The 13,919-nt window shown below is 65.0% G+C and carries 14 protein-coding genes; 9 read left to right on the forward strand and 5 right to left on the reverse strand.

Translation table 11 applies throughout. The features are described from left to right. The first annotated feature begins 15 nt into the window (after nt 1-15). A complete protein-coding gene (locus Q4I23_RS09950) occupies nt 16-879 on the forward strand; it encodes a Crp/Fnr family transcriptional regulator (protein WP_498526125.1) in 864 nt (287 codons plus the stop codon). Nucleotides 880-1,004: 125 nt separating this feature from the next. Here the strand turns inward: Q4I23_RS09950 and Q4I23_RS09955 are convergent, their stop codons facing one another. From Q4I23_RS09955 to Q4I23_RS09975, 5 genes are all read right to left on the reverse strand, one after another. Next, on the reverse strand, nt 1,005-1,988 hold the full coding sequence (locus Q4I23_RS09955) for a zinc-dependent alcohol dehydrogenase family protein (RefSeq protein WP_498526126.1): 984 nt from the start codon (nt 1,986-1,988) through the stop codon (nt 1,005-1,007). A 102-nt stretch (nt 1,989-2,090) separates the two neighbouring features. Further along, on the reverse strand, nt 2,091-2,387 hold the full coding sequence (locus Q4I23_RS09960; protein WP_498526127.1) for a c-type cytochrome: 297 nt from the start codon (nt 2,385-2,387) through the stop codon (nt 2,091-2,093). A gap of 26 nt (nt 2,388-2,413) precedes the next feature. Continuing rightward, nucleotides 2,414-2,785 (reverse strand): c-type cytochrome, encoded by a 372-nt coding sequence (locus Q4I23_RS09965; protein ID WP_454019495.1) that lies wholly within the window; start codon nt 2,783-2,785, stop codon nt 2,414-2,416. 223 nt (nt 2,786-3,008) lie between these two features. Next, entirely contained in the window at nt 3,009-4,160 is a 1,152-nt protein-coding gene (locus tag Q4I23_RS09970; protein ID WP_498526128.1) for a L,D-transpeptidase family protein, read from the reverse strand. Between the two features lie 23 nt (nt 4,161-4,183). Beyond that, complete coding sequence (locus Q4I23_RS09975; protein ID WP_498526129.1) at nt 4,184-4,447, reverse strand: alanine-zipper protein; 264 nt, start codon at nt 4,445-4,447, stop codon at nt 4,184-4,186. Between the two features lie 356 nt (nt 4,448-4,803). On the opposite strand from Q4I23_RS09975, the gene Q4I23_RS09980 reads away from it, so the two are divergent. From Q4I23_RS09980 to Q4I23_RS10015, 8 genes are all read left to right on the forward strand, one after another. Continuing rightward, nucleotides 4,804-6,243: an efflux RND transporter periplasmic adaptor subunit gene (locus Q4I23_RS09980; RefSeq protein ID WP_498526130.1), complete on the forward strand. Its 1,440-nt coding sequence runs from the start codon at nt 4,804-4,806 to the stop codon at nt 6,241-6,243. 32 nt (nt 6,244-6,275) lie between these two features. After that, complete coding sequence (locus Q4I23_RS09985; RefSeq protein ID WP_237907111.1) at nt 6,276-7,022, forward strand: ABC transporter ATP-binding protein; 747 nt, start codon at nt 6,276-6,278, stop codon at nt 7,020-7,022. Further along, nucleotides 7,019-8,251 (forward strand): ABC transporter permease, encoded by a 1,233-nt coding sequence (locus Q4I23_RS09990; RefSeq protein ID WP_498526131.1) that lies wholly within the window; start codon nt 7,019-7,021, stop codon nt 8,249-8,251. Before Q4I23_RS09985 ends, Q4I23_RS09990 begins: the two co-directional genes overlap by 4 nt. Before the next feature lie 43 nt (nt 8,252-8,294). Further along, on the forward strand, nt 8,295-10,913 hold the full coding sequence (gene mgtA / locus Q4I23_RS09995) for a magnesium-translocating P-type ATPase (RefSeq protein ID WP_498526132.1): 2,619 nt from the start codon (nt 8,295-8,297) through the stop codon (nt 10,911-10,913). Beyond that, entirely contained in the window at nt 10,906-11,949 is a 1,044-nt protein-coding gene (locus tag Q4I23_RS10000; RefSeq protein ID WP_498526133.1) for an ABC transporter transmembrane domain-containing protein, read from the forward strand. Before mgtA ends, Q4I23_RS10000 begins: the two co-directional genes overlap by 8 nt. Before the next feature lie 204 nt (nt 11,950-12,153). Beyond that, entirely contained in the window at nt 12,154-12,300 is a 147-nt protein-coding gene (locus Q4I23_RS10005) for a universal stress protein (protein WP_498526134.1), read from the forward strand. 347 nt (nt 12,301-12,647) lie between these two features. Then, complete coding sequence (locus tag Q4I23_RS10010) at nt 12,648-12,803, forward strand: hypothetical protein (RefSeq protein WP_454019487.1); 156 nt, start codon at nt 12,648-12,650, stop codon at nt 12,801-12,803. Between the two features lie 1,024 nt (nt 12,804-13,827). After that, nucleotides 13,828-13,919: CoA transferase (locus tag Q4I23_RS10015; RefSeq protein WP_407826005.1), on the forward strand; the 92-nt coding region annotated here is incomplete at its 3' end.

Genomic DNA, 13,919 nt, shown 5'->3' on the forward strand with positions numbered 1-13,919 from the left:
GCTGAGGAGGCGGTCATGCAATCAGACTGCCAAGCGTGCCCGCTGCGACGTGACGGGTTGTGCGCAAGCGTTGCGGATGAACAGTTGCCCAGCTGGGCGGCGATCAAACGTCCGGTCCGCACCATTCGTGCCGGCGCCAGTTTGTTTGTCGAAGGTGACGAAAACGAGATGGTCTACATCGTTCGCCGTGGCTGGGCGTTGGCGTCCATGATGCACGAGAACGGGCGGCGCCAAGTGCTGCGTTTCGTCATGCCGGGAAATCTGATCGGTTTCGAGCGGGGCCCCGACGGTGATATGCCCTGCACGGTTGAAGCGCTCACCGATCTGATCGTCTGTCCGATGCCACGCCATTCCCTGATGCGCTTTTGCCAACAGGTGCCGAACGTTGCCTTGCGGATGGCATCCTTGCTCGCGGCCGAAACGATCTCTGATTGGCGGCTCCTGGGCGGGCTCGGCACCCGCACCGCCGCAGAGCGGATTGCCCGGCTTCTCCTTGCCCTTTACAATCGGCAACGGCAAAGAACCGCACCGGACATTTCGGACGTGACGTTGCCGATCAGTCAGGTCCTCATTGCCGATGCCACAGGGCTGACACCGGTCCACGTCTGTCGGACGCTCAAGGAGATGCGTACGGCTGGGCTGCTGTCCTTCGCGAAAGGCCACCTGCGTGTGCTCGATTGGATGCGGCTCACTGAACTGGCCGAGATGAACGACGCCACGGCACCTCAGCCACTCGCCAAGCAGGACGTGTCGTTGCCACTCACCAATCCACGGGGCTGCGGTCAATTGCCACAAGATTTACGGAAGCCATTATTGGAATCGCCCGGGGCGCGTATAATTCATGTTATGGACTCTTCCAGTCGATCCGCTTCGAAATAACTCTGACATCAGTAATTATCGATCGATTCCGCCCGTCGATTTAAATGCTGCGTGCCAAGGACCAGGAGAGAAATTCTGAATTTCACCTGATGCAATCAGCGACCGCACAGCGGAAGGACGCCACCTCAGAAGGTCAGCACCGCCGCTCCGGTGACGGTCCCGCAGCGCAGCGCTTCCACAGCTTCATTGGCCTGGGCGAGGGGAAAGGGCGTTGTGCGGGTCCGTACGGGGATGCGGGGCGCAAGCGCCAGGAACTCCTCCCCGTCCCGGCGGGTGAGGTTGGCGACGGAGCGGATCACCCGCTCACCCCATAGGATGTCATAGGGGAAGGAGGGGATGTCGCTCATGTGGATGCCGGCGCAGACGACGGTGCCCCCCTTCACCACCGCCCGCAGCGCCACCGGCACCAGCGCGCCGACGGGGGCGAAGAGAATGGCGGCATCCAGAGGCTCCGGAGGGGGCTCTTCAGACCCGCCGGCCCATGCCGCGCCAAGATCGCGGGCCAGGGCCTGTGCAGCCTCATCCCCAGTCCGCGTGAAAGCGAAAACCCGCTGACCCCAGTGCCGGGCAAGCTGGATGACAATGTGCGCAGCGGCCCTGAAGCCGTAAAGACCCAGGCGTTTCACCTCCCCGACGGCCCGGAGGGCGCGGTAGCCGATCAGGCCGGCGCACATCAGCGGCGCCGCTTCGATGTCCGTGTAGGATGGGTTGACAGGAAAGGCGTAGCGAGCGTCGGCGACCGCCATCTCGGCGTAGCCGCCGTCGATCTGGTAGCCGGTGTAGCGCGCGCGGTCGCACAGGTTCTCGCGTCCCGAGCGGCAATAGACGCATTCGCCGCAGCTCCAGCCGAGCCAGGCGATGCCCACGCGGTCCCCAAGATGAAAGCGCTCCACACCCGGCCCGGTTTCGAGGACGCTCCCGATGATCTCATGGCCGGGAATAAGTGGCAGTTTGGGATGCGGCAACTCGCCGTCCATGACGTGCAGGTCGGTTCGGCACACCGCGCAGGCGTGAACGGCGATCAGGATTTGGCCCGGTCCTGGCTCTGGGTCCGGCAGCAAGGCGGGAATCAGCGATGCGCGCGGCTGTGGCAGGATCATCGCTCTCATGCTCAGCCCTCCATGTGAAGGTCTGCTTCACGATCGTTCTGGACATTGGCGGCCTCCTGCGACCTCGATCCAGGCGGGCGGCGCGGAGTGGTTGGGCTCGCGTTAGCGCGACATCCCTTGCAGATAGGCGATAACGTCATCAATCTCCGAGCGTGAAAGGTTCAGGTCGGGCATCGGCGGGTGAGGAAAGGTCAACCATTGCCGCAACCAGTTCGGGCTGCGGTTCGGATCGCGCGCGATGCTGGCCAATGTCGGGACCGCGTCGGTGCCGCGCACGACACGGCTGTCCGCATTGCTGTCCGAGGTCAGGTGGCAGGCGGCGCACCAACGGTCGGCGATGCTTTTGCCGGCTTCCGCGTCCGCCGCCTGTGTCACGTCCGCCATGGCGAAGAACGTCATCAACACCCCCGCGCATAGGCCCGTCTTCATTGCAAGCCTTCCTTTAGGGACATCAGGTAGGCAACGACATCGTCAATTTCTTCCATGGACAGACGGATGTTCGGCATGACCGGGTGGGATGTCCGCAGGTAACTGCGCAGGGCCATTTCGGTGATCCCTGGATCGCGCATTCGCTCCACCAGGTCAGGCGCAGCAAGCTCCTCCTGCATGGGGGGTGGCTTAGCCATCGGCGGCTGCGACACGCGGTGGCACTCACCGCAGACCTCCTCGACCAAGTGGCGCCCGAAGCCGATGCTGCCTGGTCCATCGGACGCGGCGTGCGCGGACGCGGCAACAATCGATGAAACGATGACTGCTCCGACCGCTAGGCTGGGCAATCGGCACGGAGTGTCGACCATGTCAGGCCTCCCTGTGCCACGGGGCTGGTGCAAGTGGTAAAGCGTCTTGTGCAGAAACGACCGCCCGCCCGAAGCCGACGGCAAGCTGAAAAGGTTCTGCGATGATCAGCTGCATGCTATGGCTGGGGCGCTCAGGAAGTCCACTCTTCGTACGAGGTACATGGCTGACAGGGCTCAGAAGGGCGCAGGACAAAAAGACGCAGGATAAGGCGCCTGCGCAGCGCTATCGCCGCCCTGCATTGCCAACCGTGTCAGACTCGGCGATCTTTAAACCGCGCCGGCTTTGTCGGAGGCCGGTTATGTAAGGATCACGCCGCCGTGGCGACGTCTTCACGCGAACGCCGTCCGCACCACGCGCTCGTGGACCTCGGGGGCGTATTTTGGTGATGACGGTTTCGTCATGATGACCCCATCTTCTCAGAACATGGAACCTCCGGAAAACTCGGAGCGGCTCAGTCTCCGCCGGCTCACGCAGGATGGGCCGCGGGATGCCGCGCTGTTCTTCGACCGCCTTGTGGACGGCGCCCCAATCCACCCGTGACGTGGCACGACCCGCGGCGCGTGCAACGATCGCCTCAAGATCCGGGAAGTCGGGCGGGTCGAAGCGCCCTGTTTCCTCTAGGGCATCGGCTTGCTGGGTCGTCAGGTGAACCTCGATGTAAAGGCTGTCGCCGACCCAGCCGAGCTTCACCGGCTCGTCCACGACACGAATCTGAGTGCCGATGGGGACCTCCTCGTACAGGCGCCCGATATCCCGGTTGTGCAGGCGGAAGCAGCCGTGGCTCACGCGGCGCCCAACACCATAAGGTTTGTTGGTCCCATGGACGATGATTCCCGTCCAGCCGAGGTACAGTGCCTTGGGCCCCAGCGGGTTGTCCGGCCCCGGCGGGACATAGGGCGGCAGGTCCGGGTCCTCCTCCCGCATGCGCATGGAAGGCATCCAGGGCGGGTTGACACGCTTGGCCCGGACGTAGGTGGAGCCGGTCCGCAGGTTGGCGGCCTCGGCACCGATTCCCACCGGAAAACTGGCCGCCGGCTTCCCCCGCGCGAAGTGATACAGGCGCTGCTCCGCAAGATTGATCACGATGCCGCTGCGCCCCCCGGATGGAAGGATATGCGCCATCGGCAGCACCACGAGTGTTCGGTCGCCCGGCAGCCACGGGTCGATGGCTGGATTTGCCATGATGATCTCGGTGTAGCCGAGATCATTGTCGATGGCGATGTCGGCCAGCGTGTCGTCCGCTGACGCAAAGAGAATACCGAATGGCAATGGTCCAATGATGTCGGCCGCCGCCACCGGCACCGGAGCAAAGGCCAGGGCCGCCAGGGCAGTGACAACGCCTCCAATCGAACGCAACAGGATGGCAGCGCCCACGCTCACCTACGGCCTCAGTCCGCCTAAGAGCGGGTCTTCCGCTGGGTGCGGCTGAACATGCGTTCCGCCTTTTCGTTCGCCGCCCTGGCGTCCGCCGCCGCAGCGCGCGCCTGTTCGGCCGACTGCTGGGCGGCGCTGGCGGCCCGCGCCGCCTCCGCCTTGGCGTCATTGGCGGTGGCTTGCGTCTGGATCAGAAGGTTGCGGTCTTCCGCGCTTAACCCCGAGCACCCCGCCGCGACCAGGGTGCCCAGCACGACGACGGATAGGTTGCGCAAGGACATCGCCATATCAATCTCCTATCTTGGATCCGAGAAACAAGGCGACCGGCGCGGAGCGCGGGATCTCCGCTGCAGGAGGTCCGCCCCGCCCAATCACCCGCTTGCCCGGCGTATCGAGCGTCAAGCATGGGTGAAGGCGGCGTCGAGGCATTAACCCAGGTAAAGGCAGCGCATCGTGAAGACGCAGAGATCGGGCGGAGCCCGACCTCTTTCGGTCGAAGCGTCCCTGTGGGCGCCGCCTTTTGCGGGTTAACTCCATCCGTGAGCGCTGATCTTGATGCACGTTAATGTCCCGGGGCATCCCTCGGATAGGCTGCGGGAGTCCATGGTGCGGAGCGTGGACCCAGTCCTTCCGGAGCCAGCCGATGACGCTGCCGCTGACCGAGCACGGACCGTTGACCGACCACGGTCCGAGCCCTGGACGATCAAAGATCCCAGCGGAACGCCGTGTCGCCCGACATCCCGGCTGGCTGTTCGGGCTCGCGCTCGCGCTGACGGCCGCCGCAATGCTGCTTTCTCACGCTGTTGGCACCCGCAACGCCGCGCCCGCTTACCGCACCGGCCCGGTGGCCCGTGGGGCGGTTACCGCGTCGACCACCGCGTCGGGCACCGTCAACCCGGTCGTCACCGTGCAGGTGGGGTCGCAGGTGTCGGGACAGATCAGCGAATTGCTCGCCGACTTCAACACCGAGGTGAAGACCGGTCAGCTCGTCGCCCGCATCGATCCTGCGCTGTTCGAGACACAGGTGGCGCAGGCGGTCGGCGACCTCGCCGTTGCCCAGGCGGGCATCGAGACCCAGCGCGCCACGGTCATACGCGCCAACGCCGACCTGGAGGCCGCGCGCGCCACCCTGAGCAACGTACAGGCTCAGCTGCGCAAGGCCCAAGCGCTCCTGTTCAACGCCAGGAGCAGTTATGAACGCACGCAACGGCTCTTCGACCGCGGAAATGCCTCCGCCTCGGACCGCGACAGTGCGAAATCCGCCAACGCCGCCGCCCAGGCGGAGGTCGAGGCTCTGACCGCACAGGAGATCGGCCAGCAGGCAACCGTTCGCTCCAGCGAGGCCCAGCTTACCCTCGCCCAAGCCAACGTGGCGAGCGCGACGGCGTTGGTGCAGCAGAAACAGGCGGCGTATCAGGGAGCGCGCATCAATCTGGAGCACACGCGCATCGTCGCCCCGGTGGACGGCACCGTCATCCAGCGCAACGTCGACCGCGGCCAGACGGTGGCGGCCAGCTTGCAGGCCCCGGTGCTGTTCACCATCGCCCAGGATCTGACGGCCATGCAGGTGGACGTTTCCGTGGACGAGGCGGATGTCGGGACCGTCCGGGTGCGCCAGGACGTGCACTTCACCGTGGACGCTTTCCCCGGCCGCCGCTTCACCGGGGCGGTGATCCAGATCCGCAAGGCGCCGCAGGTCGTGCAGAACGTCGTCACCTACGACGTGGTCATCTCGGCGCCCAATCCCGACCTCGCACTCCTTCCCGGTCTGACCGCCAACGTCCGCATCGTCACCGACCACCGCGACGACGCGCTGCTGGTTCCCAGCGCCGCCTTGCGCTATCACCCGGCCAAGGCCGCCCCGTCGAGCAGCCCGCCATCCCAGCAGACGGGCGAGGTCTGGGTGCTGAACGCCACCGGGCAGCCGGAGCGCCGCCCTCTTCGGCTTGGTGTTTCCGACGGCAGCATGGTGGAGGTCGTCGAAGGAAAGCTGGAAGTCGGAGACCGCGTCGTGCTCGGCGAAACGGCGCCGTCCACGGCTTCGGGTGCCGTTCCATCCATGGGCGCCGGACCGCGTATGTGACGCCGACGCTTCAGACAGCGGGGAGCCCAGCCATGGGAGACTGGCTGATCGAGACCGAGCATCTGTGCAAGGATTACCGGCTGGGCAACGTACCGTTGCGTGCGCTCGACGACGTGTCGGTTCGCATCGCCCCTGGCGAATTCGTCGCCGTCATGGGACCATCCGGTTCGGGCAAGTCCACCTTCATGAATCTGCTCGGCTGCCTCGACAGCCCCAGCGGTGGCCTCTACCGCCTCGACGGCCGTGACGTCTCGCATCTTGCTCCCGATGAGCTGGCGGTGGTGCGCAATCGCTTGGTCGGTTTCGTATTCCAGGGCTTCAATTTGTTGCCGCGCACGCCGTCGGTCGAGAATGTCGAGCTGCCGCTCGTGTACGCCGGAGTTTCAGCACCCGAACGGCGCCGTCGTGCCTTGGTCCGGCTGGCCGAGGTCGGTCTCGCCGAGCGGGCATGGCATCATCCCTCGCAACTCTCGGGCGGCCAGCAGCAGCGTGTCGCCATTGCGCGCGCGCTGGTCAACGACCCGCTGCTGATCCTCGCCGACGAGCCGACCGGCGCGCTCGACTCGCGCACCAGCGTCGAGGTCATGGCGCTGTTCCAGACCTTCAACGCGCGCGGCATCACGGTTATTCTGGTGACGCACGAACCGGACATCGCCGCCTTCGCCCGGCGCACGCTGCGCTTTCGCGACGGCCGGCTGATGGACGATCGGCCGGTGGCGGCGCCCCGCGTGGCCTCCGAGGTGCTGGCGGGCTGGCGCCCGGCGGAGGCAGCGGCATGAACCTCCTGTCGTCGATCCGCATCGCGCTTGCCGCGCTGCGCCTCAACCTGATGCGCAGCGTGCTGACGATGCTCGGAATCATCATCGGGGTGGGATCGGTGATCACCATGATCGCGGTCGGCGCCGGGGCGGAAGCCCGCATCGCCGAACAGATCAACAGCCTCGGCTCCAACCTGATCGTGGTGGTGTCCGGCGCCATCACCTCGGGCGGCGTGCGTCTCGGCTTCGGCACCGAGATGACGCTGAGCGAGGATGATGCGCAGGCTCTGGAACGGGACATTCCCGAAATCCTGGTGGCCGCACCGGGAGTCCGCGGCAGCGCGCAGGTCATCTACGGCAACCTGAACTGGTCGACCGTGATCGTCGGCTCCACCCCGGACTTTCTGACGGCGCGGGATTGGGGCGTCGTCCAGGGCCGGCCCTTCGAGCAGGCCGAGCTGGACCGGGCCGCCAAAGTGGCGCTGCTCGGCCAGACGGTGGCCACCACGCTGTTCGGCAATGCCGACCCCGTCGGTCAGATGATCCGCATCAAGAAGGTGCCCTTCACGGTGGTCGGCGTGCTGGACCGCAAGGGGCAGAGCATGCAGGGGCAGGACCAGGACGACACCATCGTCATGCCGCTGAGCACCGCGCGCAACCGCGTTCTGGGAGCCAGCGAGGTGAACCGGCGGGCGGTGGGCGCCATCCTCATCAAGATGCGCGACGGCGCCGACATGCACGCCGCCGAGGTGCAGATCCACGGCCTGCTGAGGCAGCGCCACCATCTCCAGCCGGCGCAGGACGACGATTTCTGGCTCCGCAACCTGTCGGAAATCGCCCAGGCACAGGAGGCGTCGTCGCGCGTGCTGACCCTGCTGCTGGCGGCGGTGGCCTCGGTGTCGCTGGTGGTGGGCGGGATCGGCATCATGAACATCATGCTGGTCAGCGTCACGGAGCGCACGCGGGAGATCGGCTTGCGCCTCGCCGTCGGGGCGCGAAGCCGCGACATCCTGAGCCAGTTCCTGATCGAGGCGCTGACCTTGTCCCTGACCGGCGGGCTGGTCGGAATCGCCGCCGGCGCGGCGGCCTCCTTCACCATCGGCCATTGGGCGCACTGGCAGACGGAACTCAGCCTGTCGGCCATCCTTCTGGCCGTTGGCTTCGCTGCGGCGGTCGGTGTCTTCTTCGGCTTCTACCCGGCCCGCAAGGCTTCCCGCCTCCAGCCGATCGAAGCTCTGCGCTACGAGTGACGGGGTGAGGCAGCGGGACGCAGCGTGCAAGGAGACGGGCGGCATGGAAAACGATCCCGACATCGTCGCTCTGGCCAGCCAGTCGCTGGACTCCCTCCTCGCCGGGATCGGAAGCACGGCGGGCGGGCTGAACGGCGCCGAAGCGGACGCGCGGTTGACCCGCTGCGGCTCCAATGATCTTTCGGCGGTGCGGCGGAGACCCGTGTGGCTCCAATTTCTCGACCGCCTGCACAACCCTCTTCTGATCATCCTGCTTCTGGCCAGCGGCTTCTCGGCCATGGCCGGCGACTTCTACAGCTTCGTCATCGTCGTGATCATCGTGTTCGTCAGCGTCGTTCTCGACTTCGTCCAGGAGGTCCGCGCCAACAACGCCATCGAGGACCTGCGCCGCTCGGTCGCGCTGCGGGCCAGAGTCCTCCGCGATGGCCAGGAACGCGAGTTGCCGGTCGAGCGGCTGGTGCCGGGCGACGTCGTGCAACTGGTCGCGGGCGATCTCGTGCCGGCGGATGCCCGGCTGATCAAGGCGCGCGACCTCTTCGTAAACCAGTCGCTGCTGACGGGCGAGCCCTATCCGACCGAAAAGCACGCGGCCAACCTGCCGCACGCCGCCGATCCCAGCGAGGCGACCAACATGCTGTTCATGGGCACGTCGGTCATCAGCGGCACGGGACGGGCGGTGATCCTGCGGACCGGACGCGCCACCCTGCTCGGCGCGATGGCGCACAGCCTGAGGGCGCCGCCGCCGCCAACCGATTTCGAGATCGGCGTGCGCCATTTCGGTCTGCTGATCCTGCGTGTGACCGTGTTCCTGGTGCTGTTCGTGCTGCTGGCGAACGTGCTGTTCCACAGGCCCTGGCTGGAATCGCTGATGTTCGCGGTCGCGCTGGCGGTCGGGCTGACGCCGGAATTGCTGCCGATGGTCGTGACGGTGACTCTGGCCCGCGGCGCCCTGCGTCTCGCCGAACGCAAGGTGATCGTCAAGCGGCTGACGGCGCTGCACAATCTGGGAGCCATGGATGTCCTGTGCACGGACAAGACCGGCACCCTGACCGAGGCGCGCATCCGTCTGGTCCGGCACATCGACGCCCAAGGAGAAGACAGCGACGGGGTGTTCCGGCTGGCCTGGCTCAACAGCCGCTTCGAAAGCGGCATCCGCAGCCCGCTCGACGACGCCATCCTGGAGCATGGCCAGCCGGATGCCGTCGATTGGCTCAAACTCGACGAGGTGCCCTTCGACTTCGAGCGTCGGCGCGTCTCCGTCCTTCTGGAGCGCGGCGGACAGCACCTGCTGATCGTCAAAGGTGCGCCGGAGGATGTCCTGCGCCTGTCCACCCAATACGAGCCGGGGCCTGGGCGGCCGAGCGCCTTCGACACCGAGGCCAGGGCGCGCGTCCAGCGCCTGTTCGAACAGTTGAGCGACGACGGGTTCCGGGTGCTCGGCATCGCCTCGCGCATGGTCGGGCCGGACCAGCGGGAAGCGCGGGTCACGGACGAGACCGAACTGGTGTTCGCCGGCTTCGCCGCCTTCCTCGACCCGCCCAAGGCCGACGCGGCGGCGGCCGTGCACGCCTTGTCGAAGGCAGGGGTCGCCGTAAAGATCCTAACCGGTGACAACGACCGCGTGACCCGGCACGTCTGCCGCGATCTGGGCATTCCCGTGACCGGTCTGATCACCGGCGACGAGCTGCGCGCCATGAGCGAGGAGGCCCTCCGCTTGCGGCTCGCCAAAGTGAACGTGTTCTGCCGGCTGTCGCCGCCGCAGAAGCAGCGCGTGCTGCTGGCGCTGAAGCAACGCGGGCACGCTGTGGGCTTTCTCGGCGACGGCATCAACGACGCGGCGGCGCTGCACGCCGCCGATGTCGGCATCTCGGTTGACGGCGCCGCCGATGTGGCCAAGGACGCGGCGAGCCTGATCCTGCTGGAACACGACCTGTCGGTGATTCATGGCGGCGTGCTGGAAGGCCGCCGTACGGTCGAGAACGTCACCAAATACATCCTGATGGGGAGCAGTTCGAATTTCGGCAACATGTTGAGCATGGCGGGCGCCGCGCTGGTCCTGCCCTTCCTGCCGATGCTTCCGATCCAGGTGCTGCTGAACAACCTGCTCTACGACGCGTCGGAGATCGGCATCCCCTTCGACCGCGTCGATCCGGAAACCATCGTCCGCCCGGTCCGCTGGAACATGGATCTGATCCGCCGCTTCATGCTCATCCTGGGGCCGGTCAGCTCCCTGTTCGATTTCCTGACCTTTTATGCCCTGCTGACCATATTCGGTGCCGGGGAGGCGCTTTTCCAGACCGGCTGGTTCGTGGAATCCCTGGCGACCCAGGCGCTGATCATCTTCGTCATCCGGACGCGGCGGTCGCCGCTGGTCAGTCGGCCGCACCCACTTCTGGCGGCCTTGTCGGTGGGGATGGTCCTGCTTGCGGCACTCATCCCGCTGAGCCCGCTCGGCCCGCTGTTCGGCTTCGTAAGCCTGCCATTGGGTTACTTCATCTTCCTGGCGGGGACCGTCGCTGCCTACCTGATTTTGGCCGAGAGCATCAAGCGCTTGTTTTATCGCTGGTATGGACGACAGGCGCGACGAGGGGCGATGGCAGCGGGCCAGTTCCCGCACGGACCGTCCAGCCGGCGGTCCGAGCACCGAGCGCACGATGCCTGACGATACGATGATTCACGCGGTGCAGCACGAAGCCGCGGTGCGGGGAGGCCGGCCCGAGCCGTTGCCGCCATCGATCGCCAGCTATGTGTGGCGCCACAGCGGGAAACACCAAGTCGGGCTGTCGGTCCTGTCCGCCATGGTCTTCCTTTTGAGCGTGTGGCCACTTGAAATCCAGAGGCGCATCGTCAACGATGCCATTTCGTCCGGATCGCTTTCGGCGATCGTGGGGCTGTCCGTCGTCTATCTCGGCATCGCCATTCTTGAAGGCGTGCTCAAGTTCATCCTGAACCTCTACCGTGGCTGGGTCAGCGAAACGGCGGTGAGGCACCTGCGCATGACAATTCTCGGCTTGTGCGGCCATGCCTCACAGTCGAGCGCTTCGCATGAACAAGGTGGTGTGGCGATCGCACTGGTCTTGTCGGAGGCGGACCCGGTCGGGAGTTTCGTCGGCATCAGCCTGTCGGAACCCCTGCTGCAAAGTGGGATCCTGGTCAGCGTGCTCGGCTACATGGCTTATCTGCGGCCGGAGTTCGCGTTGGCGAGCACGCTGCTGTTCCTGCCGCAGATGATCTTTGTTCCGCTGATCCAGCGGGCGATCAACCGCCGGGCCGCCACGCGCATCCGAACGTTGCGCCGCATCACCAGCGGCATGGCCGCTGGAGGGGCCGCTGGAGGGGCTGCTGGGAGTGACAGTTCCGATGACCGGGCGCAAACCGCTCGGGTTGACGCCGTCTTCACCTTGAACATGGGCATTTACACGCTGAAGTTCGGGATGAATTTTCTGATGAATTTGATGAACCACCTTGGCGTCGCGGCAGTCCTCGGCATCGGCGGCTGGTATGTGGTCCAAGGGATCATCGACGCAGGAGCGGTCGTCGCCTTTATCTCCGGCCTCGCCAAAATCGTTGATCCGTGGGGTGACCTCATCAATTGGTATCGTGAGGCGACGGTGAGCGGGGTGAGATACCGCCTGATCGAAACCGCAGTTCGGCAGATCGCCATCGGTGCCGACTTGACGGGGCGGCCGTTTCAATAGGAGCGTCACCCCTCTTCGGAGAAGGCGTGGCCAAGTCTGCCGAACAACGATGGTTGAAGCGGTCATTGGGTCATGGCACGGTTTGCAAGGCCTGACGCCAAAGGCGGAAAGGAACGCCCTTAGCGGGGATACGGCAGCACAGCGACGAGTGGGCAATATCTCCGAGTCTTTGTCTTTATTTGCATGAAGCGCTCGGGAGGCCTCATGATCAAGAACATCCTCATTCCGGTCGGCGGTCTTCCCACCGATGCGGCGCTTCTGGAAGAGGCCTTCGCGCCGGCGCGCCTTTTCGCGGCCCATATCGAGGCCCTGCATATTCGGCGCGATCCGCGCAATGGAACACCTCGATAAACCGGCCTTGGACGAGGGTCGAGGCCGATGGAAGGGCCGCACCGGTGGGGAGGCGGCGTTCTTTGGGGGCTGAACTTCGGATTTTGGCTGAAATTGGCGATGCCGATCTTCACCGTCGCATGACTGAGGCCGATGGTGCGGATGCACAGCGCCATGCGCGCCTTCTGTTCGGCGCGATCACCTGACGGCGCCGATACCGCGGTCCCACGTGCCCACTATCCGATGTGCGGCCGAATCCGATGAAGTCCAACTGCTTTTGACGACGATCAAGGCTGCCCGTTCTCCACGCTCGCAGCATTCATATCGCGCCCGAACCACCAACTGATCCGACGGAAGCGACAGTGCCAATGAATGAAGCCCAAATCGGACTGCTGATCGTCTCGCCGCTGCTGATCGGTACGGTTGTGCTTCTGCATCGCCAGGGAGTCATGACGCGAAGCGGCGCCGCGCTGGCCGCGCTGGCTTCAGTAGGCACGGTAGCGTGGCTATTCTTTACTCAATAATCTGGGTTCGCTTTCGGGGTAGCGCGCGTCGTGGATCGTGCAGATTGCCATCGGCAAGCACGATGAGATGCGTCGCTCCAGGAGGACATTGCTGGACTTGCCGAGCGACGCTGCTGGTCACAGCACCGTCTTCTGCTCTTAAAGTCGCACGCCAGCCCGACGGCAGACGCAAACGAAGGTGTGCCGTCACGTCCGGTCCGCCTCCCGCTTAGACGGAGTTGTCGAAGATCGAATCGCCCAGCAGGACGATATGCGGCATCGATGCGGATGAAACCATGCAGGTTCTCCCTCAGTGCCATTGCTAACAGCGAACAACGGTCTTCCTTCCTATTCCGAAGCGGAGTTCTCTCCATCTTCCTGCGTCCTCTGGTCGCCTAGCCCACGCTGGCGCGGAAGGCGTTTACCGTTGCGCGAGGGTGCTTGAGTGCGGCTCGAGCCCAATTGCTCATCAACGCCGAAACAGGGACTTCGGGAGACAGGGTGCGCCTCAAGCCCGATCGGGCCGATTCACTGCCCCAAATTTCTTCTTGACCTCAAGCGGGCTTGAGGTTTTAGCCTGATCGTATTGGATCTGGCATGCCAGAGCCGATTGCAATACGGACTGCGAAAGGCAGCGATCCCCAACGCACCAAGGGAGGCGTGTGTGATCTCTCCGACATCCGTCAATTGGACCATGCTCAACACGTTGCGTGCCATGCCGGGTCCCGAGGCCACGACACCTCCGGTCTCGCTGCTGGCCATCACGAAGGCGGCGAGCTTGAAGCCGGCCGCCGTGAGGCCGGCACTCTGCGAATTGGTCAGGCAGGGTTTTGTCCAGGAATACGCAACACAGTGCGGAAAACAATATGCAAGAACGAAAAAAGGTAATCAGCGAATATTGGAAATAAAGGGCTGGCTTCGGTAGCCGTTCAGAGGCATGCGGGAATCAGCGGCCCGCACCCTCCACTCCTGCTCGCTGCAATGACGAACGGATTGGTCACGCCGCCGGGCTCCGTGTGCCTGCGGCTCAACAGGGAGAGACGGCATGGGCAAGGCACTCGAAGGCGTGCGGGTTCTGGACTTTACCCACGTTCAGTCGGGTCCGACCTGCACGCAGCTTCTGGCGTGGTTCGGCGC

The organism is Azospirillum sp. UFLA03-27 (genome assembly GCF_059803775.1).

Excerpts from the sequence above, each read along its gene's own strand:
- Q4I23_RS09965 (WP_454019495.1), bottom strand. The coding sequence starts at position 2,785 with ATGGTCGACACTCCGTGCCGATTGCCCAGCCTAGCGGTCGGAGCAGTC.
- Q4I23_RS09985 (WP_237907111.1), top strand. The coding sequence starts at position 6,276 with ATGGGAGACTGGCTGATCGAGACCGAGCATCTGTGCAAGGATTACCGG.
- Q4I23_RS10010 (WP_454019487.1), top strand. The coding sequence starts at position 12,648 with ATGAATGAAGCCCAAATCGGACTGCTGATCGTCTCGCCGCTGCTGATC.
- Q4I23_RS09960 (WP_498526127.1), bottom strand. The coding sequence starts at position 2,387 with ATGACGTTCTTCGCCATGGCGGACGTGACACAGGCGGCGGACGCGGAA.
- Q4I23_RS09990 (WP_498526131.1), top strand. The coding sequence starts at position 7,019 with ATGAACCTCCTGTCGTCGATCCGCATCGCGCTTGCCGCGCTGCGCCTC.
- mgtA (WP_498526132.1), top strand. The coding sequence starts at position 8,295 with ATGGAAAACGATCCCGACATCGTCGCTCTGGCCAGCCAGTCGCTGGAC.
- Q4I23_RS10005 (WP_498526134.1), top strand. The coding sequence starts at position 12,154 with ATGATCAAGAACATCCTCATTCCGGTCGGCGGTCTTCCCACCGATGCG.
- Q4I23_RS09955 (WP_498526126.1), bottom strand. The coding sequence starts at position 1,988 with ATGAGAGCGATGATCCTGCCACAGCCGCGCGCATCGCTGATTCCCGCC.
- Q4I23_RS09980 (WP_498526130.1), top strand. The coding sequence starts at position 4,804 with ATGACGCTGCCGCTGACCGAGCACGGACCGTTGACCGACCACGGTCCG.
- Q4I23_RS09950 (WP_498526125.1), top strand. The coding sequence starts at position 16 with ATGCAATCAGACTGCCAAGCGTGCCCGCTGCGACGTGACGGGTTGTGC.
- Q4I23_RS09975 (WP_498526129.1), bottom strand. The coding sequence starts at position 4,447 with ATGGCGATGTCCTTGCGCAACCTATCCGTCGTCGTGCTGGGCACCCTG.
- Q4I23_RS10000 (WP_498526133.1), top strand. The coding sequence starts at position 10,906 with ATGCCTGACGATACGATGATTCACGCGGTGCAGCACGAAGCCGCGGTG.